Below are 24,513 nucleotides of genomic sequence, written 5' to 3' on the forward strand. Positions count from 1 at the left end.
GGGCGAACACTCCTTGAGGGTGAGGACCGCATGCTCGCGCCAACCACGCACTCTCCGCAACGTTCACTTAACGAGACTTCAACGCTTTCTCTGACTCCTGGGCGTGGACGCCCCGGCGCGCACTAGGGGCGAAGCGCACGCATCAGTGCTAGTCCATGGGACCATGTCCGGCGACTCACCCTCCCCTACGACCCCCGGCGGCGTGCCCACCCTGCGCTTCCCCCCCGAGCTCCCCATCTCGAGCCGGGTGGAGGACATCACCGCCGCCATCTCCGCCCATCAGGTGGTCATCGTCGCGGGGGCCACCGGCTCTGGGAAGACGACGCAGCTTCCGAAGGTCCTGCTCGCCATGGGGCGCGGCCGCCCGCGCCAGATTGGCGTCACCCAGCCCCGGCGGATCGCCGCGACGAGCGTGGCGGCGCGCGTGGCTCGCGAGCTCGGCACGGAGCTGGGCACGGACGTCGGCTATCAGATCCGCTTCGAGGATCGCTCGTCCAAGCGGACGGCCGTGAAGTTCATGACCGACGGCGTCCTGCTCGCGCAGATCCACAGCGATCCGCTGCTGAGCCGCTACGACACCATCGTGCTCGACGAGGCCCACGAGCGCAGCCTCACCATCGACTTCCTGCTCGGGTGGCTCAAGCGCATCCTCCCCAGGCGCCCCGACCTCAAGGTGGTGGTGAGCTCGGCCACCATCGAGACCGAGCGCTTCTCCCAGTTCTTCGGCGGGGCTCCGGTCATCCAGGTGGAGGGCCGGACCTTCCCGGTGGACGTGCTCTACGAGCCGCCCCCCGAGGACGCCGAGCTCGCGGACGCCGTCGCCGATTCGGTGGCGAACGTCATCTCGCTCGACCCGGACGGGGACGTCCTCGTGTTCCTCCCCGGAGAGCGGGAGATCCGCGAGGCCGAGAACGCCCTGAACGCGCGCGAGCTGCGCGGCACGGTGGTGCAGCCGCTGTATGCGCGCCTGTCCGCCGCGGAGCAGTCGCGCGTCTTCGCCACCATCCCCCAGCGCCGCGTCATCCTCGCCACCAACGTCGCGGAGACGTCGGTCACCATCCCCGGCATCGTGTACGTCGTGGACACGGGGGTGGCGCGCCTGTCGCGCTACGACCCGCGCTCGGGCACCACGCGCCTGCACATCGAGCCGGTCTCGCAGGCCAGCGCCGACCAGCGCAAGGGGCGCTGCGGCCGCGTGCGCGAGGGCATCTGCGTGCGCCTCTACGACGAGGAGGGCTTCACCTCGCGGCCCGCCTTCACCGACCCGGAGATCAAGCGCACCGGGCTCGCGGGGGTCATCCTGCGCATGAAGTCCCTCGGCCTCGGTGACGTCGAGGACTTCCCCTTCCTCGACCCGCCCCAGCCGAAGGCCATCGCCGAGGGCTGGCGGGTGCTCGAGGAGCTGGGGGCCATCGAGGGCAAGGAGCGCACCTTGACGCAGCTCGGGCACCAGCTCGCGCGCTTCCCGGTGGACCCGCGCATCGCTCGGATGATCCTCGCCGGCGCCGAGTACGGGTGCCTGGAGGAGGTGCTCGTCGTCGCCGCGGCGCTCAACCTTCAGGACCCGCGCGAGCGGCCACGGGAGCTCGCGCAGAAGGCGGACGAGTCGCACGCGCGCTTCCGTGACGAGCACTCGGACTTCGCGGGGCTGCTCAAGCTGTGGGCCTTCGTGCGCGAGGCCGAGGGCCGGGGCACGTCCCATCTGCGGCGCGTGTGCCGGGACAACTTCCTGTCCTTCCTGCGCGTGCGTGAGTGGCGCGACGTCCAGCGCCAGCTCGAGGAGACCGTCCGCGAGCTGCGCCTGCCGCGCAAGGGCCGGGGTGCGCCGGCACGTGGAGACGTGCTGCACCAGGCGCTCCTCACGGGGCTGCTGTCCCGCATCGGCCAGTGGAATCCGGAGCAGCGCTTCTTCACGGGCGCGAAGCAGACGCGCTTCATGGTGCACCCCTCGTCGGCGCTCGCGAAGAAGCCGCCTGCCTGGGTGATGGCCTTCGAGCTCGTGGAGACGTCCCAACTGTTCGCGCGCACCGTGGCGAAGCTCGACCCGGAGTGGCTCGCGTCGGCGGCCCCCCACCTGCTCAAGCGCAGCTACTCCGATCCGCACTGGTCGGAGAAGTCCGCGCGCGCCATCGTGAAGGAGAACGCGACCCTGTTCGGGCTCCAGGTCTTCAAGGAGCGCCCCGTGCCGCTGGCCAACACGGACCCCACCGAGGCACGGCTGATGTTCCTCGAGCATGCCCTGGTGCGCGGCGAGTACCGCACCCGGGGGGCGTTCCAGGAGAAGAACCGCCAGGTGCTCGAGCGCGTGGCGCGCCTTCGGGACAAGGCCCGGCGCAGCGAGCTGCTCGACAGCGAGGCGCTGCTGACGTTCTTCGACCACCGCGTCCCGGAGGACGTGACGGACGGAGCGGCCTTCGAGGTCTGGCGCCGCAAGGCCGAGGCGGACGACCCCGACGTGCTCGTCCTCTCCATGGAGGATGCCCTCTCGCACGACCCGGGCCTGTCCCCGGCGCACTACCCGGATGCCATCTCGCTGCATGGCGCGTCCGTGCCGGTGACGTACACCTTCGACCCCTCGGCCGAGGACGACGGCATCACCGTGAGCGTGCCGCTGCTGCTGCTCGCCCAGCTGGTCCCGGGTGAGCTCGACTGGACCATCCCCGGGTGGCAGCGGGAGAAGCTCACCGCCCTGCTCGAGCAGGTCCCCCGCGCCCAGCGCAAGCAGCTGGGGCCGGTGCCGGAGCTGGTCGACCGTCTCGAGAAGGAACTCACGCCCTTCCGCGGGCCGATGATTCCAGCGCTCACGCGTGCGGTGTCCCGGCTGTGCGGCCTGGACCTGCCCGAGGAGTCGTTCCGCGCGGATGCCGTGCCGCCGTACCTGCGCACCACGCTCCGGGTGCTCGACGAGCGGGGCAAGGAGATCGCGCGCAGCCGCGACGCCGACGCGCTGCTCGAGCAGCACGGGGGACATGCACGGGCGGCGCTGCGCAGCGTGGCACCGACCTCGGACTGGGAGCGCAAGGGGCTGACCGCCTGGACCTTCGGCGAGCTGCCGGCCGTGGTCACCCGGCGGGTCGGCGGGCTCGAGGTCCGCAGCTATCCCGCGCTCGTCGACCGGGGCGCGACCGTGGACCTGGTGCTGCTGGAGACCGCCGCCGCCGCCGAAGCGGCCTCGCGCACGGGAATCCGCCGGCTCCTGATGCTCGCCGCGCGCGGACACGTGGCCGTCAGCGCCGCGCGCATGCCGATGCCCTTCCCTTCCCTGGACGGCGCGCCGCCCGCGCGCGGCCAGGCGGACGCCTTCAAGGCGCTCGTCCTCGCCCGCAGCGTCGATGATGCGTTCAAGCTCGCACCGGGTGCGCCGCTGCCCCGCACGAAGGCAGCCTTCGAGACGCTGCTCCGAGAGGGCTCCCCGCGCATCGAGCAGGCGGCCCGGGACTGGGCGAACGTCGTCGTCGCCACTTCCGGGGATCTCGCCGAGACGCTCGCCGCGCTCAAGGCCGCCTCCAAGGGGCCGAGCGGCGCGGCGGCCGTGAGGGACATCCGCGCGCAGCTCGGGCACCTGTTCCCCGCGAAGCTCATCGAGTGGATTCCCCTCACGCGCCTGCTGAACTACTCGCGCTACCTCCGTGCGGCCCAGGCACGGCTGGCGCGCGCGGTGGCGAACCCCGCCAAGGACGCAGCGAAGGCCGCCCCCTTCACGCCCCTGTGGGAGTCCTTCCTCGCCAGGCGAGCCAGCGTGCGTGACCAGGACGCGGCGCAGGAGCTGCGGTGGACCTTCGAGGAGCTCCGCGTAGCCATCTTTGCTCCGGAGGTGACGACGCCCGTGTCGGTGACGGCGGCGAAGGTCAGCGCGGCCCTCGCGGCGCTTCGTTAGAACGATGATGGAGATGCCCAGGCGAGCGAGGGGGTGGAGCGGCGTCCAGGTGTTCGCGCTGGGCCACTCCACGCGCCCCATCGAGGAGCTGGTGGAGATGCTGTGGGCGAACGGCGTGCGGACGCTGGTGGACATCCGCACGGTGCCGCGCTCCCGCAAGAACCCGCAGTTCAACGTGGACGTGCTGGGAAAGACGCTGGCCCAGGTGGGCGTCGAGCACCTGCACCTGGCAGCGCTCGGCGGGCTGCGGCGTCCGCGCAAGGACTCGCCCAACGCGGCCTGGCGCAACCTGAGCTTTCGCGGCTACGCGGACTACATGCTGACGAAGGACTTCGCGCAGGGGCTGGAGTCGCTGCGCGGGGTGGCACTGCGGGGGCCGGTGGCCGTGATGTGCGCGGAGGCGCTGCGCTGGCGCTGCCATCGCTCGCTGGTGGCGGATGCGCTCTGGGCGAGGGGCGTCCTGGTGACGCACATCACGAGCCCCACCCGCACGGAGCCGCACCGGCTCACGGCCTTCGCGGTGGTACGGGGGCGAGAGGTGCTGTACCCGGCGACGTAGGCAAGTCGTCCCGGACTCTTTCATCGCCAGCACGTGCTCCACGAACTGATTGATGGCGATCTCGGTCCCCTGCTGCCAACTCGACGTCTTGTCCTTCTCAAAGTCCGCTTCGTCCCGGTGCAGCGCCGTGAAGACGTAGCGCGCTCCGGGCCCCACGCTCTTCTGATGCGCAGGAGAATCCGACGAGACGCACAAGAGGCATGGGGGCCCTGTTGAGGGGAGAGGCGTCCCGCGAGGAGCCCCGCCGCAATCGATTCGCGCTGGTTGCGTACCCCCAGCGCCGGTCCGGGTCGTCTTCACGAGAGGTGCGGCGGGGCAACTTCCCGTCACCCCCGCGGACAATCCAAAGAGAAGAATCTCGGATGTATCAGAGGGGGGCAGCACGTCATGCGAGTCGATGGTCCGTCGTATCCAACCCAGACAATCTCTTCCTCAGAAAATGGCAAGGCCGAGGCCCGTGAGGGCTCCGAGGCCAACGTCCTCCGGGAGGAAGGCGCTCCCGGTGCGCAAGGCCCGGATTCAGCCTCCCGCTTCGAGGACGCGCCCCCGGCACACCGGGAGCGCCTGACGCCCCCGCCGCCGCCGCTTCCTCCCGAGCCGGAGCCGGAGCCCCGGCCCGTGCCGGAGAAGAACCTCAAGCGCGGCGACACCGGCGTGGACGTGAAGCAGCTCCAGGACTCACTGGTGGAGCTGGGCTATCTCACGCGCGAGCAGGTCGCCACCGGGCCGGGCCAGTTCGGTCCGCAGACGGAGGCCGCGCTGCAGAAGTTCCAGAAGGACAACGGCGTCCCCGCGAATGGCCGCTACGAGGCCGCCACCCGCGAGGCGCTGTCGAAGTCGCTCGCGCGCTCCGCGCAGACGGCCGGCAAGACGCAAGGCCCCGCCATGTCCGCCGAGGCCGCGTTCATCACCCAGTTCACCTCCGAGTACAACCCGCACGGTCCGTCCGGCAGCACCAACTGCGGCCCCGCCAGCCTCGCCATGTCCCTGGCGTACACGGGCCACATGCCCCCGGGCCTCACGAAGGAGCAGCAGGTGGACCATGCGCGCGCGCTGATGTGCCCGCGCCGCACGTCGGAGTTCACCTTCGTGAACGCGTCGGACGGCACGCGGGTGCCGCTGCTGGACCGGGACCATGAGTTCACGGGCGGCACCATGGTGGCCGACGGCATCAAGGGTGCGGGCCTCACGTCTCGCTACGGGCAGGGCTGGGAGTCGCTGGATCAGCAGCTCGCGGCGGGCAACCCCGTCATCGCCAATGGCGCCACCAACGCGGCCTGGCGCTCGCAGTTCCCCGAGCGCATGGGCCGGGGCGACGTCGCTCACCTCAACGCCATCCTCGCGAAGACTCCGGACGGGAAGTACCTCGTCGCGGATCCGCTCCACACCGGGGGCCCGGTGGCGATGACGCGCCAGCAGCTCAGCGTCTTCTTCTCCCCCACCGGAGGCCAGCCGTCCTTCAACGCCCTTCAAGGGGCCTCGAGAGGCGCCGGGGCCGCGGAGGCCGGAGCCAGCGCGGGAGCCAGCGCGGGCACCACCACCGCGCGCCTGTTGGACGAGGCCGCCGCGCGCTTCCCGCCGTTCCAGCCGGAGCCCTTCACGCTGCCCGCGATGGGCGTGGGGGTCGCCAACGTCACCGGGGCGGGCGCGACGGGCGCGGACGTCAAGACGCGCGCGCAGCAGGACGCGAAGGCCCTGGCGGGCACGCTCCAGAACAGCCTGGAACAGGGGGCCGCGCAGTTCGAGCAGCTCATCGCCAGCAACCCGGATCCCGCCTACCAGGAGGCGTTCGTCCGCGCCGCGGAGCCGTCGCTCGCGAAGATGGGCCAGCTCTTCGCCGGCGTGTCACCGGAGACGGACCGCCAGCTGCACCCGCGTCCGCCGCTGCGCGCCCCCGACCTCCAGCGTGACCAGCCGCTGCTCGACAAGCTGGCGAAGGCGGAGACCGACATCGAGCAGAAGACGTACCTCAGCCTGGCGCGGGCCACGGAGCGGCTGGGGGAGCCGACCGCGGGCCTCGTGGGCCGGGCCTTCACGCGGGACACGCCTCCGGGCTTCGCCAAGCTCTCGCTGAGCCACGCCATCCGGACCGCCGTCAACACGGGCATCGGCTCGCGCCTCGCGTTCGACATGGAGCGCGCGCTGAACGTGAGCGAGGCCCTCCCGCCCGGCTTCAAGGGGCCCACCCGCGCCCTGGATGCCAAGGCCATCCACCAGACGCTGTGGAGCGCCATCGAAGGGCTGCGAGCCCCGTTCGCGGCGGTCGCGGACAAGGCGGAGGAGCACCAGAAGCAGCTCACGGAGCTGCTCAGCGGCCCGGCGAAGATCCTCACCCCGGAGCAGCAGCAGGCCTTCACCGCCACCTACCTGAACGACCCCGCGCGCAAGCATGACCTCGCGGAGTTCGAGCGATACAGCAAGCTGTTGGCCCGCGCGGCCCCGGATGGCCCGCCCTCGGGCAAGCAGGGTCCGGAGGTGGTGGCGCTGGCCCGCGAGCTGCCGCGCATGGCGGCGACGCAGTCCGGCGCCGAGTACCTCGCCTCCCAGCTCACCGCCCAGGGCGAGAACCGCCCCACGTTCCTCGACACCCTCGGCAAGCTGAAGGACCTCAAGGACTTCGATGAGAAGCTCGCCGTCGCGCTCGTGAAGAGCGCGGGCTCAGGCGCCATCCTCGCGGCCGGCTTCAAGTCGAAGGGAGGCGCCGAGGCCATCTTCAACGGGCTCGCGAAGAACGCCCACCTCTTCGGGATGGCTCCGAAGGACATGCAGCAGTACGTCAAGCTGCTGCGCGGCATCAAGCCGGACTCCACGCAGGAGCAGGTCCAGGGCATCACCCAGTCCCTCAGGGGCCTCCTGAAGGAGCAGGAGACGGGACTGCCGGGCAGCCCGGATTCCCCTCGGGGCCAGGCGCTGCGCGGGCTGGGCGTCCTCGTCACCGCGTCAGCGGCCGTGGGGGACGCCGCGGGCTGGAACCAGGCGGACTTCGCCGCGAAGCTGAAGATCGTCGGCGACGGGCTCAGCGTCGGCGGGGACGGCGCGACGTTCGTCCTCGATGCGCTCGGCAAGGCGGCGCCGGTCCTCTCCAAGGTGTTCGACAAGGCGTCCGGCGTGGGCACGCTGCTGGGCGCGGTGGGCGACGGCATCCAGACCTTCCAGGCCGTGCAGGAGGGCAAGTACTGGAAGGCGAGCGCATCCGGCGCCCAGGCGCTGGGCGCCCTCCTCATGGCAGGAGGCGCCGCGACCGAGTGGATCCCCGGCGGACAGCTCATCGGCGCCGCGCTGTTCCTGGGCGGGCTCACGGTGAAGTACCTGGACCCGGACCAGTACGCCACGCGCGGCGCCCAGGTGCGCCTGCTCACCGAGAGCGGCATGGACGCGAAGCTGGCGCAGAACCTCATCGACCTGGGCCCCGACCTCCTCGACAAGCGGCTGCGGCAGGAGGCACGCATGTCGCCGGAGCAGGTGCAGCGGTTCATCACCGACCACCCGGAGCTCGCGCGGGCCCCCCTGCACTTCGACAGCCTGAGCCAGGGCGCCAACGCCATGGGGATGAAGGGCGCGGACTACCCGGCATTCCTGGAGCGGCTGGCGAAGGCCCACGGCGTGGAGGTCGGCACGCTCGCGGCCGAGGTCCACACCCGGTTCTTCGGCCATCCGCCCTCCGCGGGCGCGAGCCAGGGGCAGCTGTCCCCGGAGGACGAGTTCCGCCAGTGGGTGGAGACGCGCACGCCGGAAGTCGCCGCGTGGGCGAAGCAGCACCGGACGCCCTGAGCGCGTCCCGCGAGCACGGGCGCGCGGCCGCTCACCGCCGCGCGCCCTGCGACGTTGCAGGGCAAACAGCGCTCGCAGGAAGAGGGCCCCTGACGTCAGCCGAGGACGGGGGGCGTCCTCCCTGGACGCGAGCCCGGCCGGCGAATCCACCTCTTCGACATGATTCCTGCCATGAATCGCTGTCACCGGCGAGGCTCCCATCCAAGGAACGACGACGCACCCCAGGTGCGCTGTCGTTCTCCCCAACCTCCTCCGGGCGCCTGCCCCTCCGCGGCCCCGAGCACACGGCGGCGCTCGTACTCGCGAACCTCCACGACACGCACGAACTCCTTCCCCTCGTCGGTTCCGTGCCTGCGGTGAAGATGCCTTCGGGGCGCTATCGAGCGAGCCGCACGGGTGACTTCACGACGGCCAATTCCACCCTGCGGACGCTGCTCGGTCGCGCGCCGACGGACATGCGCGAGGTGCTCTCCAGGCCTCGGTGAACAGGCGTGGTGCCCTACGCCACTCTCTTGAGCTCATTGGACTTCATCCAGACCATGGCGTGATCCGCGATGGCGGACGCCCTGTCCGTGCCATTGATGATGGCGCGTGCACGGCGGAAGGCGTCGTGCAGGTTGGCGTGGGACGCCGTGAGGTAGTCCGACAGCTTCTTCGAGGTGAAAGCCCCCGTCTTCATCCCATGCACCAGGATAAAGAGCGACACATTGGGCTGCAGGAGCAGTTCCGGGTGACGGACCAGGTCCAGGCCGAGGAGGTCACTGTACTTCTGGTAGTTGCGCTTCCACGTCAACTGCACGTATCCGCGCCCGTGATAGGGATGGTATTTCTTGCCCCGAAGGTACGCGGCGGCCTCCTTCGTGGTCATGTAGCTGGCCTCTTCGATGGGCTTGAAGGTGTCGCCCGTCTCGTGCTCCACCGTGGCGAGCACATAGGCAATCTGGGTCGGAAGCCTTACTCCCTGGCGGAGGCACTCCTCCCGGATGGCCCGGACAGTCCCCGCGCGGTCCGCCCCCTGGAACGAAGGCAGGGCGACCTTGGACGTGGCAGGGCGGACCAGGGGGGATGCGGGCTGCCGGGCGACTGAAGCCTTGACCTTGGGCTTGAACTGCCCGGCCGCGCGCCCCACGGCGGCCGCGACTGCCACGGCGGCCGCGACCGTCGCCGGGACGACCCTCCCTCGGGCCGGGCCCCGGCTGAACGTGACGGCGTTGCCGACGGTGCGGTAGCGGGTGCCGTGTTTGGTGAGGCCGTCGCCTTCCAGCCGGCCATCCTTCATCGCATGCAACGTGAGGAACTTGCCACCGGCGGGATCGCTGGCCTGGTAGCAATTGGCCGAGGTTCGGCTGGTGATGAGGATCCAGTGATCTCCTTCGCCATCGTACCTGCCAGGGTTCTTTCCACCGCTTCGAGTGTAATAGTCCACATGGACCACCACGGGCCGTCCCGCGGCCAGTTCGCGGTCTATCTCCGGGGCCTTGAAACCCGTCAGACGCTTGAGGTCCACCTCTGGATTCGCGATCCGGCCCAACTTGTCCCAGTCGACGATGCTTCCACCTGAGTTGAAGCCATGGTTCTTGAGCATGAAGTGGGCCATGTCGTCCGGTGTATACATTTGCCCGGTGATGCCACTGACCGCCATGGTGACCGCGGTCATGGCGCAGCCAATCTGGGCGACACTCTTCTCACTCTTGCTCGCGATGACGATGGCGCTCCAGGTTTCGTTCTTCCTCGTGGCGCTGTTGTATCCCTGGGCAAAGAGCGGGTATCCATCACGGCTGGGAAAGTGACGGCCGTTCTTGGTGAAGTCCCTGCCCGCGACCGCGCGCCCCACCGGAGCCGCGACATCCGGCGGCGTGATCTGTTGCAGCGGGCGAGTCTTGGGATCCTGACTCGGGGGGCTGCTCGCGAACCGTGACTGACCGCTCAGGAGCGCCTTCCAGGTCAGGGGTCCCACGAGCCCGTCCGCCACCAAGCCATGTGTGCGTTGCCACTCGTGGACGGAATCATCCGTGACGGGCCCGAAGAGACCATCAGCGCGGACCCCCAGCTTCGCCTGGAGCCATTTGACATCGTTGCCCGCGAGCCCCTCCTTCAGCGTTCGCGCGCCCAGGGTCATGCCCTCGCGATACGCCTCGAATGTATGCGCCGTGGCCGGCCGCGCAGTCGACGAGGGCTGTGGCTGAAGCGGGAGGGCAACGCTCTGGGTGCCCTCGATCTTCGACAGCCGCGTGATGCCCCAGGACGTGGTCAAATCGTACAGTGCCTTCTTCTCACTCACGGAGACGTGAGCGTGCTTCGTGTGGCGGTTCTCCCCTGTGTAGCGCTGCGGGGCCCATGCGGACACGCCACGCCTGGCATAGGAGCGCCAGATCTTCTCGTTCCAGATGATGTACTTGATGCGGGGATCGCGGCGCTCGACCAGTTGCGCCACGAAGTGGTCCATGTTCGCTCCGCCCGCGGGATCGTGTGTGAAGTCACACGCGGTGACGATCCCCGTGGCACCATCCTTCACCCAGGGGTTGTGGTCACTCTCGCGAGCTGCATGGGCAGCATCGCCAATCCAGCCATCACATGATTTTCCGCGTGAGGGCGCACACCGGTTCAATTCGTTTCGCAGCTGGTCGAGCGAGTTCGCGATCCTATAGGTCACTGCAGTCCCCTCCCTTGTATTGCTGCATGACTTCCGTCGGAACTTCCAAACTTCCGGACGCGCTACGGCGTGGCAGGCGGCGCGAAGCGCTTCTCGTCGTAGCGGCCCGTCTTGGCGTTCCACGTATAGCGAGCGTCGAGCTGCCTGGACTTGCCTTCCGCTGGCACGATGAAGGCGTCAATGCGCGACAGGTCCACCGACGCATCCCATTCCACCTTGTCCCCCTGGCTCGCGGCGCCCTCCAGCGACATGGATTGCGCGAACTTGCCGCGCTCGTCCATGGGCACGACCTCGAAGGACACCATGGGGCAGGCACCACATGTCCCGGTCCCCAGCAGGGATTGAGTCCCTTCGGTCACCAGCAGCAGGTGCAGTCCGGGCGGCCGTCGCGTGTTGAGCACGGTTCGCGTGCCACTGTATCGCGTGTCCAGCAAGGCCTTGTCGCGGCGGGACACCAGCCAGTGGCCCAGGCTCCCGGTGGGTTCCACCTGCGCGGGCACCGTCAGGACCTCGATGTCATTGAGCGAGGCCTGGGGCTCCATCTTGGAGAGGTCAACGCTCACCACCTCGGGGCTCGGGGCCTCTGGCGAGTATTGATAGCCCCTGGCGGGGTTGAGCCAGACCTCGAACGTTCGCACGTCCGGTCCCGGTTGATAGGAACCGCGCTCGTTGGCCTTCAACGCCCGCTCGAACAACTCCGGCCAGGCCCCGAAACGCAGTGGCTGGGCAAGCTTCACCGCCTGGAACGTGCTGGGATCGCCGAAGCGCTGGCCCGCGACAGACGACAAGAATGTTTCGAGCTTGTTCTTGTTCTCGTCGTTATCGACCAGGCTCACCAGGACCTTGAGGTTGCGCAGCGGGGCCTCGGCCGAGCGGGGAAAGGCGCTCGCGGGAATGAGCGCCTCGAAGCGGTAGCCGCCGTCCATCAACTCGTAGCGAATAGGGCCTACCGTCCCCTTCTTTCCGAATTGCACCACCCCTCCGGACATCAGCCCATACTGGGCGATGAAGGGGCGCACCAACTGCTTGCGGCGCTCCGTCTGCTTCTTCCACCACGCGCGGCACGCCGCGGGGTCGCCCGAGGTCACGACCTCCGCATCATCGCAGGCGTCAGCGGTCGCGAGCGGGTGCTCACCAAACTGGTTGACGAAGGCAAGCGGCGGCATTTCGGGCTGGGGCAGCGCCAGCCACAGTTCCAGATGGTCATGGTGGATCTGCTCGGGCGTGGCGGACAGGAACACGCGGTCATCGCGTACCTCGCCCGCCATGGCGAGTCCTTCAGGCCCCACCGCCACCCACAACTGGGCGGAAAGATCCTGCGGCGAGGTGACCTGGGAGGTTCCTGCCACCCGCTGCTCCCCCCCGAGGGACAGCGAAGGAGGCAACGCCTTCCACTCACTGAGCGCGCCGTCCACCTTGAAGCCCGCGGGATGGCCCTCGTGCAGCCGTAGACCTGGGGACGAAGAGTCCGCCATGGCGGGCGCGGCGGCCAGCAGGAACAGTGATATGGACGTATTGAGTAGAGTCATACAACGCCCTCGCTGAATTTTTGCTAGCATAACATCAATTCGCAATCCCTGGCCAGACGCGGAAGCGCTTTCTGGATGGAGGAAATCCATGTCTTTGAATCGCTGGTCTCACATGTTGGTTGCCTTCACATTTGCCGTGTCCGGATGCAAATCCAACCCACCCTCCACGGCGGACGCGAACGCTCCCGCGCCTGCCAAGGCCTCCGCTCCCGCGCCCGCGAACAAAGCGGAGCTGGGTCCAGCCTTGTCATACCTTGTATCCGTGGGACCCCAGCGCTGTGAATGGGTGCGACAGCCACTCCCCACGGGGGAGCCCCAGCGCTTCGCCTTTGACGCGGCATGCGACGAGACCGGGTTGTCCTGGAACCCCGCGGCGACCGAGGGAATTGCGTTCAGCGCCGCCATGGGCGAGCGGACCGCGCCCCTTGCCTGGCGCGTGGACTTCACGACCAAGAGCATCAAGAAGCTGGAGCTCTCCTCACTGCCTGGGGGAGCCCCCGTCGAGGGCAAGGAGGGGCCGTCGCTGGTGCAGCTGGGGTTCGATACACAGGGCCGGCCCCAGGCACTTGTTGCGGACGTCTACGTTCAGCGCACACCGGAATCTGGAGAAGGCGGCAGGCAATTCCTTGCGTTTGAAGGGCAGCGCTACCCGGTCGCGGATGGAAGTTCCAATGCCGAGAACGCTCCGGGGCTCGCGTTCGCCTACCGGATGGAGGGGGCAGCGTGGAAGCGCATCGAGACCAAGGTGAGCAGCTTCGGCTCGCAGGATGCTCCCGACGTCAGCGAACTCGATGCCGCGAAGAAGATGCTTGATCAAACGGTGTCGTCGGCCGACGCGCTGCCAGGAAAGCCTTCGGACAAGGCCATGGCCCACACGTTGGAGACCACCCTGATCGAGGACCCGACCGACGAGGAGGCCTGGCGGACCTTGCCGACACCGGGAGCTGTCCTGCATTACCGAGTCGCGAAGGACCCTGAGGATGATTCGAACTTCGCGAGCCTGCCCCTGCGCTGGGAACGGGACGGTGCTCTGGTGCCGCCGGAGCCACTGGCGGCTCAGCAGGGAGAGCGCCTCATGCTTCAAGCGCGGGGCGCGATGGTGCTCATCGTGTCCCTGAGCGAAGCGGGCCGCACGGCCCAGGTGTTCGACAGCCAGACGCAGAAGAGTCTGGTGCGCGTCCAGGGCGTCGACGCCCCGACGCTGTGGCCCCAGCCCACCAGCTCCGCAGCCACTCCCTGATGACGGGCGGCTCATAGACGACCAGCTTCGAGATCAGGAGTCCTCGCGCCGCCGCATCCAGGGCCAGGAGGCCGCCGGACGAATTGCCAAACACGGCGGCGGATCCGCCAGCGGCGGTGATGAGCGCCGCGAGGTCCTCCACCTCCCTCTCGAGCGCATGGGACGGTGTGTCCCCGCTGTCTCCTCGGCCGCGCCGGTCGTAGCTGAACACGGTGAAGCGATGGGCCAGCAGGGCCGCCAGCGGGGTTCCCGAGGTCGGCGCCGTGCGGTCACAGAACGAGCCACCCACCAGGATGAGCGGTGAACCCTTGCCGGTGGTCTCGAACGCGATGGACGTTCCGTCAGCGGACCTGACTGTCTGGGTTGTCATGGCAGTTCCTTCAGTGCTGGGCAGCAGGCTGGTAGCCGTGCGTGCGAAAGGGGACGTCGAGCTCGCGGCAGATCTCCGTCAGGACCTCGGGCGAGTGGTAGTAGCTCCGCAGCCGCGTGATGCGGTCGCCGTCCAGCTCGACCCGCACGACGGCATGCACTTCGTCTCCGGACCACCACAGGAAGAGCGATTCGCCGCGGTGCGCGCGGAGTTCGCAACGCGGCGGATCCACGAGCACGTAGCCCCCCTCGGGACAGCCGAAGAGCGTTCCCTGGAGCGAGCCGTCGCGGACCGCCTGGGCCCCGGACTCGATCTTGAAGCCCGGGTATTCCAGGGTCGCCGTATCGAGCAGGAGCGCCGTGAGACGATCCAGGTCACGCGCGTTGAAGGCGTCGCAGAAGGCGTTGAGGACGGCGGGCGCCACCGGAGCCGGCTCAGCCGGTTCCGGCGTCACCAGCTTCGCCCTCCCCCGGTGCAGCGCGGCCTTGATGGCCCCGGTCGTGGTGGAGAGCGCTTCCGCGGTCTCCTCCAGTGACATCCCGAAGGCGTCCTTGAGCACGACCGCGGCTCGCTCCTGCGGTGAGAGTTGCGAGAGCAGCGTTCCCGCGGCCTCACGCGTCGCGCGCGGCTCGGCGCGCGTCGCAGGCTCCGGGACCTCGACTCCTTCGAGAGCCGGGACCTCCCGGGCCTGTCGCATCCGGTTGAGCCACAGGTTGCTCGCGACCCGGAAGAGCCACGCGCGCGGGCTGCGCGGCGGCTCCGCCATGATGCCGAGGCTCGCGAACGCACGGGCCATCGTCTCCTGGGCCATGTCCTCGGCATCCCAGGGGCTGCGCGTCAACTGCCGGCAGTACCGGTAGAGCTCCGGGCGCAGCGGCTCATAGGTTTCGATGAAACGGCGCCAGGACGCCTTGACGGCGTCTCCCAGCGGGTCTTGGGATTCAGTGCTCATGCCGGAGAGACACGCGACGGGCGAAAAAGGATACGCCCGGGAGGCGCGGAGAGAAAGCGTCCGCATGTGACTTCAGGCACATGTGCCCCCGGGCACGGCCCTTCATATTGCCTCGCATCCACCCGCCACACCCGAGGCCCCTCATGAAGACCCTGTTCGCCGCTTCCCTGCTGCTGCTGGCCGCCAATGCTCACGCCGCGACGCTCACCCTGGACATCCAGGGCCTGACGAAGAAGACGGGCCACCTCCTCATCGCCGTGCACGCCGACGCCGCGTCGTTCAACGACAAGGGCAAGCCCGTGGCCATTCGCACCGTGGAGGTGAAGGACGCGAAGGTGACCGTCACCATCCCGGACCTCGCGCCGGGCACCTACGCCGTGAGCCTCTTCCATGATGCCAATGACAACAACAAGCTCGACACCAACTTCATTGGCATCCCCAAGGAAGGCTACGGCTTCAGCAACAACGTGGGCGCGCGCGGAAAGCCCAAGTTCGATGAGGCGAAGTTCACGCTGGCCGCCGATGGCACGCTGCTCACCTTGACGGTGTTCTGAGGACCCGCGCCATGGACCGCCGCACACTGTTGAAGGGGATGGGTGCCGCGCTGCTCACCGGCTGCGCCTCGGGCCCGCGTTCCGCCGCCACGCCGCCCCTGGCCCCTGACTGGGCCCTGGGGTGGCGCTCCGTGACGTCCGCGGCGCTGGCACCCGTGGACGCGCAGGTGAAGGGCCGCTTCCCGGACGCGCTGCACGGCACGCTGTTCCGCAATGGCCCCGCCCGCCTGGAGCGCGCGGGCCAGCGTGTCCGTCACTGGTTCGACGGTGACGGCATGGTGCAGTCCTTCCGCGTCTCGTCCCGTGGCGTCACCCACCACGGGCGCTTCGTGTCGACCTTCAAGTTCCAGAACGAGGAGCGGCTGGGCCACTACGCGCTGGGCACCGCCGAGCTGCCCGCGCGCGGCAACGATGCCAACAACGTGGCCAATACATCGGTGCTCATGGTGGGCGGCGAGCTGCTCGCGCTCTGGGAGGCGGGCTCCGCGTACCGGCTGGACCCGGAGACGCTCGAGACGCGCGGCACGAAGGACTGGTCCGAGGAGCTGACCGGAGTGCCCTTCTCCGCGCACCCGTTGCCCGAGCGCGACGGCAGCTATTGGAACTACGGGCTCGCGCCGTACGCCGGTGAGCAGGGCCTGATGATGCTGTACCACTTCAGCGCCGACGGGCGGATGCTCCAGTTCGCGTCCCTGCCCATGCCCATCCCCGGCTATGCGCACGCCTTCGCGCAGACCGAGCGCCATCTCATCGTGGTGCTCGCGCCGCTGCTGTGGGACGACACGCAGAACCTGACGTGGTTCGACAAGGAGGCCTGGCAGCCGTCGCTGGGCACGACGGTGCTCGTGGTGGAGAAGGCGGACCTGACGCGCGTCGTGCGGCGGGAGCTGCCCGCGGGCTTCGTCTTCCACTTCGGCCATGCGTGGGAGGACGGAGACCGCCTGCGCGCCTACGCCTGCTGGTATGAGGACGCGCACTTCATGCACCTGACGGTGGACCAGGACATCCAGGGCCGGGTGAAGGATCGCCCACCGGCGCGGCTGGCCCAGTTGGAGATTCCCCTCGGCGCCGGTCAGGGCCGCATCCTGCGCAGCTCCCACGGCGCGGAGTTCCCGGTCGTGGACGCCCGCGTCCCGGGACGAAGCGGGAGTGCGCACTTCGTCGTGATGGAGGACAAGGACGCCGTGCTCCCGCATGGGGGCGTCATCGCGCGCATCGACGTCGAGCGCGACAGGGTGCAGCGCTTCGACTACGGCCCGGGAGTCATCGCCGAGGAGCACCTCTTCGTGCCCACCGGTTCAAGGGAGGGCCAGGGCTGGTTGCTGGGCACGTCGCTGGACTGCACGCGCGGACACACGCGCCTGGCGGCCTTTGACGCGGAGCACCTGGACGATGGACCCGTGGCGCTCGCCACCCTGCCCCGCGCGCTGCCGCTGGGCTTCCACGGCACCTTCCTGAAGGGGTAGTCGGCCGGCTGTTCAGGCAGGCGGAGGAGCAGCCCTCGTCACCCTGCCTGCTACGTCCCATCACCGCGTCGAGCGTCAGAGGCGGTGGGTAGGGTTGCCTTCATGGACGTGCGCAAGAAGCTGGAGATCCTCGCCGACGCCGCCAAGTACGACGCCTCGTGTTCGAGCAGCGGCGGCAAACGCAAGGCGGCGAAGGATGGGCTCGGCAGTGTCGAGGGCATGGGCATCTGCCACAGCTACACGCCGGATGGCCGGTGCGTGTCCCTGCTCAAGATCCTGCTCACCAACTTCTGCATCTACGACTGCCAGTACTGCATCAACCGCATCTCCAGCGACACCGCCCGGGCGCGCTTCACGCCCGCGGAGGTCGTGCGGCTCACGCTCGACTTCTACAAGCGCAACTACATCGAAGGCCTGTTCCTGAGCTCCGGCGTCATCAAGAGCCCGGACTACACGATGGAGCAGCTCATCGAGGTGACGCGCACGCTGCGCGAGGTGCACGGCTTCCAGGGCTACATCCACCTCAAGGCGGTGCCGGGCGCGTCCACGGAGCTCATCGAGCAGGCGGGACGGTACGCGGACCGGCTGAGCGCCAACATCGAGCTGCCGACGGACGGCGACCTGAAGAAGCTCGCGCCGGAGAAGAGCTTCGCCGTCACGGGCGGGACGATGAAGGACATCACCGCCCGCGTGGAGCAATCCAAGGCCGAGCGCAAGGAGAGCCCCAAGGCACCGAAGTTCGCACCCGCGGGCCAGAGCACGCAGATGATCGTCGGCGCCACCCCCACGCCGGACGCGTCCATCCTCGACACGGCGAACCGCCTCTACACGCGCTTCAAGCTCAAGCGCGTGTACTACTCGGCCTACAGCCCCATTCCGATCGTCGACGCCCGCCTGCCCGCGAAGGCGCCGCCGCTCGTGCGCGAGCACCGGCTGTACCAGGCGGACTGGCTCCTGCGCTTCTACGGCTTTCGCGTGGACGAGCTCACGCCGCCCGAGAAGCCGGACCTGTCGCTGGAGCTGGACCCGAAGCTCGCGTGGGCGCTGCGCCGGCGGGAGCTGTTCCCCATGGACGTGAACCGCGCCCCGCGCGAGGACCTGCTGCGCGTGCCGGGCATGGGCGTGCGCACGGTGGACCGGATCCTCCGCATCCGCCGCTGGCACCGCGTCACGCTCGCGGACCTCGCGCGGCTGCACGTCCCGCTCGCGCGCATGAAGCCCTTCATCGTGACGGCGGACCACCGGCCCACGGGGCTCCTCGACTCGGCCCGGCTCGTGGAGCGGGTGACGCCTCCCGCCACCCAGCTCTCCCTCTTCGCCTCCGCCCGGGAAGCCCTCACCGGAGAGCTCTGATGCGGGTGGAGGTGGGGCCGGACCTGGACTCGTTCCGCACCGCCGCGCGAGGACTGCTCGCCCGAGGGGTGTCTCCGGAGCAGGTGCTGTTCACCGAGGAGGGGCACGGCCAGGGTTCACTGCTCGCGCCGGACGCGGTGCCCGCGAGCGCGCCCATCGCTGCCCTGTCGGTGCCTCCGGCGTTCCTGGAGCTGGCACGGAAGGTGGCGTGTCACCGCTCGCCGGAGCGTTGGGGGCTGCTCTACCGGGTGCTGTGGCGGCTCGTGCAAGGCGAGCGCAAGCTGCTGGAGATCGAAAGCGACGCGGACGTGCACCGCGTGCTCATGATGGCCAAGGCCGTGCAGCGGGACGCGCACAAGATGAAGGCCTTCGTGCGCTTCCGGCGGGTGGAGCAGGACGGCGAGGAGTTCTTCATCGCGTGGCACCGGCCCGAGCACCTCATCGTGCGCTACGTGGCGCCCTTCTTCGCGCGGCGCTTTCCGTCCATGCGCTGGAGCATCCTCACGCCGGACGCGAGCGTGTCCTGGGACCAGGAGCAGCTCACGTACGGCCCCGGCGTGCCGCGCTCGCAAGCGCCCGAGGGCGATGCGCTGGAGGAGATGTGGGGGACGTACTACGCGTCGACCTTCAATCCAGCGCGGCTCAACGTGCGGGCCATGCGCGCGGAGATGCCCAAGAAGCACTGGGCCACCCTGCCCGAGGCCCGGCTCATCCCGGAGCTGGTGCGCCAGGCGCCCCAGCGCACCTCGCGCATGGTGACCCCGAAGCTGGAGCGCTCCGAAGCGGGCCGCTTCCTGCCCGAGCACCGGGACCTCGCCTCGCTCGCCCAGGCGGCGCAAGGCTGCCGGGCCTGTCCGCTGCACGAGCGGGCCACGCGCACGGTGTTCGGTGAGGGGCCCATGGGGGCCCGGCTGATGCTCGTGGGCGAGCAACCCGGAGACCAGGAGGACCGCATGGGCCGGCCCTTCATCGGTCCCGCGGGCCAGCTGCTCGACACGGTGCTCGCCCAGGTGGGCCTCGAGCGCGAGCAGCTCTACGTCACCAACGCGGTGAAGCACTTCGGGTGGGTGGCGGGCGAGGAGAAGCAGCGCCTGCACGCGAAGCCCGGACGGAGCGAGGTGCTCGCGTGCAAGGCGTGGCTGGACGCCGAAGTGGCGCAGGTGAAGCCGAGGATGATCCTCTGCCTGGGGGCCACGGCGGCGCAGGCCTTCCTCGGGCCCGGCTTTCGCATCAACCTGAGCCGGGGCCAGGTGTTCGAGACGCCGTGGGCGAAGGCATGGATGGCGACCTTCCACCCCTCGGCGCTCCTGCGCATGCCGGACGAGCGCGCGCGGGCCCAGGCGCGGGTCCACTTCGAGGAGGACCTGCGCCGGGCGGCGGACACGCTGCGCGCGCTCGGGTGAGTCCGGGCTGGAGACGCCCCGCTACCTCGCGCAGGTGTACTGGTTGTTGCCGAGGTGGATGCCACTCATGGCGTACCCACCCGCCCCGCACACATGCATGGGGTAGCTGTCCGTGGTCGTTCCGTCCACGTACTCCAAGACGACGGCGGTCCCCGGCGCCTGGCACGCCAGGTAGTTCTTGCTGGCGTTCATTCCCACCATGACGGTGCCCTGGGGACAGGCGTGCATGTTATTGCGCGTGAGCCCGGTATCGAGGAAGCGGACGCCGCCCGTGGATGAGAGCTGGGCGCACTTGAAGACGTTATTGGCGACGTGCGCGCCAATCATCGCGTAGCCGGTAGGGCAACAATGCATGGTGCTGCCATTGACGGTGCATTGCGTTCCCGAGTCATAGAGCGTCGCCCCCGTAAACAAGAGCGAGGACTTCGACTGCTCGACGTCGAGCTCCTCCACGGTTTCAGGCGGACCCCCACAGCCACCCAGGATGGTGACAGCCGCCAGCACCAGGACCGCAGAAGACACCGCTTCGATTGCACGCTTCATGTTCATCCCCCTCATTCGAGTTAAGGCGCTTTACTGATATTACGGAATTTTCACGCTGGCAAGACAGTTTCAGTAATTCTTTTTTTACGTGGATGGATAATCATTGTGGCCTTTCCGGCTACAATCCCTCCTGGCCGCGAGTCCCCGTCCTCCGTCCCTCCTCTGAGCGGCCCCCGTCATCCCCGCATCGGAGGCTCCGTGAAACGTCTTGCATGGCCCTTCGTGCTGCTCACCGCGTTCTCGACCGCGGCCCTGGGCAGCACGAATCCGGAAGGCAGTCCTCCCCAGCTCATCCAATCCGCCAGCCGGGCGGCTGTCTTCACCCCGGTGGACGACCGGGGGCAGGCGATTGACGTCCTGCCCGTGGGTGATTCGCTCACCGTCGGCGCCCAGGGGCTGGAGCCCAACACCGTCTACGAGCTGCGCTTCGCGCTGGACGCGGAGCGCATCCCCACGCTGAAGGAGGCCGTCGGCTTCGCCCGCGCGACGGATGCGATCGCCATCGAGGTGCAGACCCAGGAGCCCCTGGGCTCGCTGGAGCGCTCGTCCTCGCCGGAGATCTACCTCAACGGAGAGCGCGTCGGAGACACCTGGGCGGTGCCACCCGACCGCCTCTTCGTCTTCCTGCCGGACGCCACGTCGCTCAAGGACGCGAACGAGGTGACGGTGGCCTGGCTGGGCAACGAGGCCCAGACGCGCTCCACCCGCCCCGCCACGCTGACGCGCCAGATGCTGCCCTGAGCATGGAGCAGTGCTGACCCCGGGCGCGGGCGCTCCCCTCATGGGGGAGGGCTCGCGCCCTTCGGGTTCCGCCACCGCCAGTGCATCGTGAAATACAATGCGTGGCAGGTGGAAGTCCGTTCGCCGCGATATTTCCAGCACACCCGACCCGCTCATCGAGGACACCCATGCGCTTGAACCTCCTTCCCGTCATCGGATTGCTCTTCCTTCCTGCCTGTGACTCCAAGTCCGAACAGACGGAGGGCGTGGGGACCTTGAAGGGAGACAAGGCCTTCCCGGTGACCTGGTCCGGCGAACTGCTGCCGCGCAGCCCCGACGGCGGGACTTCCTTCTCGATCGCCGTCCTGTCCGACAGCGACTTCTCCGGGCTCTGCACGACCCCCGCGGACGCCGGCTATGAACTTCCGCCGTCCCGCTTCGTGACGGTCTCGGTCCTCGGCCCCCCTGCGGCAGGGACGTTCGAGGTCGGCAGCGCCAACGGCCCTGGCTTCGTCCAGCTCCAGCAGCGCCTCACGGACGGAGGGACGGAGACGATTGGCGTGGCCACCAGCGGGAGCATCCAGCTGACGACCGCCACGACGGACCAGCTCGTTGGAAGCTTCGATGTCCAGCTCCTGGGGAGATCCGACGGAGTGGCGACAGGGTTGTCGGGAACCTTCGACGCCCCTTTCTGCGCGAACCGGAAGTGAGGTCTTTGTATTCTGGCCCACATTTCTTGTTTTTCAGCTATATCCGCATTTGACTTGTTCTTAGGATGCCGGGTGTGGAGGCCGTTCATCCACATGCGACGCCCCCTCAGGCGTTCTTGATTTCTCTGAGGGAGAAAGAACAACCATGAAGAAGTTGCTCCTGGGGCTCATGCTGGCCGCGGTTCCTCTCATCGGCTGTGGTGCGGGCGCGGAGGACGCCTCGTCTGACAACGTGCAGACGGTGACGACCGAGTCCGGCCAGAGCATCAACCTGGACTTCGGCCCCATGAGCTCGGAAGAGCCGCTGGCGTCGATGGAGGACTCGAGCGGCGACGTCTCCGCGATGGGCGCCGGCTGCTGGGTCACGCTCCTGTACTGTCGGGACCCGCGCTACAACGGTTGGGCCACCTGTCAGCAGAACGGCCAGTGCACCTACCAGCAGTTCAAGGACAACTGCATCGCGCTCTACAACAAGACCTGCTAGGCCTCTCAGCGCCCAGGTCTCATCCTGAGAAAGCCCGGCCTCCGCGAGCGAGGGCCGGGCTTTTTCGTGCCGCCGTGTCAGCGCATCAGGGGCACTTGCTCACCATCAGCTCGCCGCCGTCGTTGGTGGCATTGATGCGGAAGCTGAACACTTAGTCGCCGGCCTCCGGGATGGCGAGCGAGGACTCCTTGCCGGGCCCCGCGGCGAGCGACATGGGCTGCTCCGAGGCAATCACCACCGGAGCCCCGCCCGACACCGCGAGTTCCTTCGACCAGTCCGCGCTGGCGAACTTGAAGGTGTACGCGGTGACGTCCGGCTCGTTGACCACCACCTGGTAGATGTTGTCGCCCTTGTAGGCGAAGCGGCGGTTGGCGGGCGTCGCACCGAAGTTGTCTCCTCCGACGTAGCTGCCCCGGATGAAGAGCTCCTTCCCGAGCGGGCCGAGCCCGTCGACCGTCGGAGCGTCGCAACGGGCCAGGGGGCCCTGACCGGAGAGTCCGCCGCCAGGGCCTGTCTGCGGGCCCTCGGCTGTCGGCGAGGCGATGGTGAGGAACCGGCCCTCGAACGGCTTCAGCGCAATCTCATGCTGCCCTTCCACGAGGGCCACCTCCGCGCCTCCCAGCAGGTCGACGAGCGCCCCCGCGCTGCCAATGGCCGTCCCGGCCACGGTGACGACCGCGGGCGTCGCCTTCGCGTTCAACACATACAGGACGTGGTCGGTGCCCTTGTCCTTGCGGTCGAGGTAGACGCTGTCGTCCGAGTAGATGTGCGTCCGGCTGCCATTCGCCAGCGCCGGATGCGCGTCGCGCAGCGCCATCAGGGACGCGACGTAGTGCCTCAGGTCCGCCTGCGCGGGCGAGAGCACCGTGGCGGGCGCCCCGACCGTGGTCGGGATGCCCTCCACGATGGCGGAGGTCCGGGAGACATGGTCGTCGCAGACGCCCCGGAGGGCGCAGGTCGCGTTGTCCTCCTTCGCCGCGAAGCCCGGCAGCTCCTGCCCCACCTCATCCCCGTAGTAGAGGGTGATGGGGCCGCTGTACCCGACCATGACGCTGAAGGCCGCCTTGTGCCGCGCCCACCAGGCGCTGTCCTGGGGATCCGCCAGGTTTCCTCGCTGGAGCAGATCGCCGAAGCGGACCAGGTCGTGGTTGGTCAGCATCAGGTTCGGCATGGCGTGGGCCGGATACGCCAGTTGGTTCTGATACCCGGCCTGGAGGTTGCTCGCGCCGCGGTTTCCCGTGCCGGACTCCTCGACCGCCAGGGTCTGCACCAGGCTGTAGCGCATCGGGAAGTCGAACGCGGACCGCAGCGCGGGGCTCGCGGTGGTGCCATAGCCCTTGCTGGCGATGTCCGCCGGCCCGCTCCAGATCTCCGCCACCATGTACCCCAGCGGATGGACGCTCTGGCCGGCCGCGTTCGTGTAGCTCACGTCCGCCGCGGCACCGGCGACGGCGGTCCTCAGGTCATCCCAGTACTGCACCGGAACCTGATTGGCCTGATCCAGACGCCACCCGTCGATCTTGTACTCCGTCACCCAGTGCGTCGCGACCTCCTTGAAGAAGTCGAGGTCGTCTGGATAGACCGCCGACCGCCCGGTGCCGCCCTGCTGCCCCGAGGTGGAGAGCTTGCGGCCCTGCGGCGAGGCGTAATCACTGGCATTGACCTTGTAGTGGCCGAACACGCCATCCAGGAAGACATACAGCCCCCGGGCATGCGCGGCGTCCACCAGCTCCTGGAGCTTCGCGTTGGTGCCGAACTTCGGGTCGACGCTGAAGTAGTCCGACGCGAAATAGCCCGTGGCATCCAGGCGATGGGCCCAGTCGTCCTGGCCGCTCACGGGCACGCTGTGGAAGATGGGGGTCAGCCAGAGCGCGTTGACGCCCGTGGACTTGATGGCGTCGAGGCTGTTGATGACGCCCTGCAGGTCTCCCTTGTGGTGGCTGGTGCCATAACCGGTGTTGGAGTCCGCGCTGCTGTCGGCGTCGACGAAGGCCTCGACCATGACCTGGTACAGGCGCAGGCCGCACTCGGGTTCGCCGTTGCCCCTGAAGCAGGCCAGACGGCTGTCGGCCCGTGTCGCGGAGACGCTGACGGTCGCGGTGTAGGAGACGCCCGCGTCCACTCCGGCGTCCACCCCTGCATCCTCCTCCACGCCCGCGTCCACGCCCCCGTCCACCGGCGGCGGAGGCGGGGTGCCTCCATCGCTACCACTGCTCCCACCCTGGCAGGCGACCAGGACACCCGCCGTGACCAGCGTGAGAAGGGACTTCCGCCAATGCATGACACGCGCTCCCCTGGGGTCGATGCCCCATGAAAATCCACGGGGCAG

Annotated in this window: 16 protein-coding genes and 1 pseudogene; 11 read left to right on the forward strand and 6 right to left on the reverse strand. The window is 68.8% G+C overall.

What is annotated here, in order from left to right:
• Positions 1–163 precede the first annotated feature (163 nt).
• From hrpA to JYK02_RS34710, 3 genes are all read left to right on the forward strand, one after another.
• Positions 164–3,877, forward strand: coding sequence for an ATP-dependent RNA helicase HrpA (hrpA, locus tag JYK02_RS34700; protein WP_207057216.1), 3,714 nt, complete (start codon positions 164–166; stop codon positions 3,875–3,877).
• 13 nt (positions 3,878–3,890) lie between these two features.
• Entirely contained in the window at positions 3,891–4,436 is a 546-nt protein-coding gene (locus tag JYK02_RS34705; RefSeq protein WP_242589549.1) for a DUF488 domain-containing protein, read from the forward strand.
• Between the two features lie 618 nt (positions 4,437–5,054).
• On the forward strand, positions 5,055–8,207 hold the full coding sequence (locus JYK02_RS34710; RefSeq protein WP_347402652.1) for a peptidoglycan-binding protein: 3,153 nt from the start codon (positions 5,055–5,057) through the stop codon (positions 8,205–8,207).
• Between the two features lie 499 nt (positions 8,208–8,706).
• On the opposite strand, the gene JYK02_RS34715 is transcribed toward JYK02_RS34710, so the two are convergent.
• Together JYK02_RS34715 and JYK02_RS34720 are read right to left on the reverse strand one after the other, a co-directional pair.
• On the reverse strand, positions 8,707–10,653 hold the full coding sequence (locus JYK02_RS34715) for a peptidoglycan-binding protein (protein WP_207057218.1): 1,947 nt from the start codon (positions 10,651–10,653) through the stop codon (positions 8,707–8,709).
• A gap of 269 nt (positions 10,654–10,922) precedes the next feature.
• The gene (locus JYK02_RS34720) at positions 10,923–12,389 is read right to left on the reverse strand and encodes a hypothetical protein (protein ID WP_207057219.1); all 1,467 of its coding nucleotides are present in this window, start codon (positions 12,387–12,389) and stop codon (positions 10,923–10,925) included.
• A 355-nt stretch (positions 12,390–12,744) separates the two neighbouring features.
• On the opposite strand from JYK02_RS34720, the gene JYK02_RS40170 reads away from it, so the two are divergent.
• Positions 12,745–13,629 carry a hypothetical protein gene (locus tag JYK02_RS40170; protein WP_242589550.1) on the forward strand — a complete coding sequence of 295 codons (885 nt, stop codon included), beginning with the start codon at positions 12,745–12,747 and terminating at the stop codon, positions 13,627–13,629.
• Between the two features lie 7 nt (positions 13,630–13,636).
• Here the strand turns inward: JYK02_RS40170 and JYK02_RS40840 are convergent.
• Positions 13,637–13,999: pseudogene (locus JYK02_RS40840) on the reverse strand (alpha/beta fold hydrolase); the annotation flags it as partial.
• A gap of 10 nt (positions 14,000–14,009) precedes the next feature.
• On the reverse strand, positions 14,010–14,951 hold the full coding sequence (locus JYK02_RS34730) for a sigma-70 family RNA polymerase sigma factor (protein ID WP_207057221.1): 942 nt from the start codon (positions 14,949–14,951) through the stop codon (positions 14,010–14,012).
• Between the two features lie 143 nt (positions 14,952–15,094).
• Between JYK02_RS34730 and JYK02_RS34735 the strand changes: the two genes are divergently transcribed.
• The 4 genes from JYK02_RS34735 to JYK02_RS34750 all read left to right on the forward strand — a co-directional run bounded on the left by JYK02_RS34735 (position 15,095) and on the right by JYK02_RS34750 (position 19,727).
• Entirely contained in the window at positions 15,095–15,505 is a 411-nt protein-coding gene (locus JYK02_RS34735) for a DUF2141 domain-containing protein (RefSeq protein WP_207057222.1), read from the forward strand.
• 11 nt (positions 15,506–15,516) lie between these two features.
• A complete protein-coding gene (locus JYK02_RS34740) occupies positions 15,517–16,971 on the forward strand; it encodes a carotenoid oxygenase family protein (protein WP_207057223.1) in 1,455 nt (484 codons plus the stop codon).
• A gap of 102 nt (positions 16,972–17,073) precedes the next feature.
• A complete protein-coding gene (locus JYK02_RS34745) occupies positions 17,074–18,324 on the forward strand; it encodes a putative DNA modification/repair radical SAM protein (protein ID WP_207057224.1) in 1,251 nt (416 codons plus the stop codon).
• Positions 18,324–19,727, forward strand: a complete 1,404-nt coding sequence (locus JYK02_RS34750) for a UdgX family uracil-DNA binding protein (RefSeq protein WP_207057225.1) — start codon at positions 18,324–18,326, stop codon at positions 19,725–19,727. The genes JYK02_RS34745 and JYK02_RS34750 overlap by 1 nt, the downstream gene beginning before the upstream one ends.
• Before the next feature lie 21 nt (positions 19,728–19,748).
• On the opposite strand, the gene JYK02_RS34755 is transcribed toward JYK02_RS34750, so the two are convergent.
• Positions 19,749–20,270 carry a hypothetical protein gene (locus JYK02_RS34755; RefSeq protein WP_207057226.1) on the reverse strand — a complete coding sequence of 174 codons (522 nt, stop codon included), beginning with the start codon at positions 20,268–20,270 and terminating at the stop codon, positions 19,749–19,751.
• Positions 20,271–20,468: 198 nt separating this feature from the next.
• Between JYK02_RS34755 and JYK02_RS34760 the strand changes: the two genes are divergently transcribed.
• The 3 genes from JYK02_RS34760 to JYK02_RS34770 all read left to right on the forward strand — a co-directional run bounded on the left by JYK02_RS34760 (position 20,469) and on the right by JYK02_RS34770 (position 22,184).
• The gene (locus tag JYK02_RS34760; protein ID WP_207057227.1) at positions 20,469–21,011 is read left to right on the forward strand and encodes a hypothetical protein; all 543 of its coding nucleotides are present in this window, start codon (positions 20,469–20,471) and stop codon (positions 21,009–21,011) included.
• Positions 21,012–21,178: 167 nt separating this feature from the next.
• The gene (locus JYK02_RS34765; protein ID WP_207057228.1) at positions 21,179–21,700 is read left to right on the forward strand and encodes a hypothetical protein; all 522 of its coding nucleotides are present in this window, start codon (positions 21,179–21,181) and stop codon (positions 21,698–21,700) included.
• Positions 21,701–21,845: 145 nt separating this feature from the next.
• Positions 21,846–22,184, forward strand: a complete 339-nt coding sequence (locus JYK02_RS34770; RefSeq protein WP_207057229.1) for a hypothetical protein — start codon at positions 21,846–21,848, stop codon at positions 22,182–22,184.
• A 151-nt stretch (positions 22,185–22,335) separates the two neighbouring features.
• Here JYK02_RS34770 and JYK02_RS34775 read toward each other — a convergent pair whose 3' ends face one another.
• Positions 22,336–24,465, reverse strand: coding sequence for an alpha-amylase family glycosyl hydrolase (locus tag JYK02_RS34775; RefSeq protein ID WP_207057230.1), 2,130 nt, complete (start codon positions 24,463–24,465; stop codon positions 22,336–22,338).
• Positions 24,466–24,513 lie beyond the last annotated feature (48 nt).

This window comes from Corallococcus macrosporus, assembly GCF_017302985.1.
Taxonomy (GTDB): domain Bacteria; phylum Myxococcota; class Myxococcia; order Myxococcales; family Myxococcaceae; genus Corallococcus; species Corallococcus macrosporus_A.

Coding starts and splice junctions, on each gene's coding strand:
- hrpA (WP_207057216.1), top strand. CDS start 164: ATGTCCGGCGACTCACCCTCCCCTACGACCCCCGGCGGCGTGCCCACC.
- JYK02_RS34705 (WP_242589549.1), top strand. CDS start 3,891: ATGCCCAGGCGAGCGAGGGGGTGGAGCGGCGTCCAGGTGTTCGCGCTG.
- JYK02_RS34715 (WP_207057218.1), bottom strand. CDS start 10,653: ATGGACCACTTCGTGGCGCAACTGGTCGAGCGCCGCGATCCCCGCATC.
- JYK02_RS34720 (WP_207057219.1), bottom strand. CDS start 12,389: ATGACTCTACTCAATACGTCCATATCACTGTTCCTGCTGGCCGCCGCG.
- JYK02_RS34730 (WP_207057221.1), bottom strand. CDS start 14,951: ATGAGCACTGAATCCCAAGACCCGCTGGGAGACGCCGTCAAGGCGTCC.
- JYK02_RS34735 (WP_207057222.1), top strand. CDS start 15,095: ATGAAGACCCTGTTCGCCGCTTCCCTGCTGCTGCTGGCCGCCAATGCT.
- JYK02_RS34740 (WP_207057223.1), top strand. CDS start 15,517: ATGGACCGCCGCACACTGTTGAAGGGGATGGGTGCCGCGCTGCTCACC.
- JYK02_RS34745 (WP_207057224.1), top strand. CDS start 17,074: ATGGACGTGCGCAAGAAGCTGGAGATCCTCGCCGACGCCGCCAAGTAC.
- JYK02_RS34750 (WP_207057225.1), top strand. CDS start 18,324: ATGCGGGTGGAGGTGGGGCCGGACCTGGACTCGTTCCGCACCGCCGCG.
- JYK02_RS34755 (WP_207057226.1), bottom strand. CDS start 20,270: ATGAAGCGTGCAATCGAAGCGGTGTCTTCTGCGGTCCTGGTGCTGGCG.
- JYK02_RS34765 (WP_207057228.1), top strand. CDS start 21,179: ATGCGCTTGAACCTCCTTCCCGTCATCGGATTGCTCTTCCTTCCTGCC.
- JYK02_RS34770 (WP_207057229.1), top strand. CDS start 21,846: ATGAAGAAGTTGCTCCTGGGGCTCATGCTGGCCGCGGTTCCTCTCATC.
- JYK02_RS34775 (WP_207057230.1), bottom strand. CDS start 24,465: ATGCATTGGCGGAAGTCCCTTCTCACGCTGGTCACGGCGGGTGTCCTG.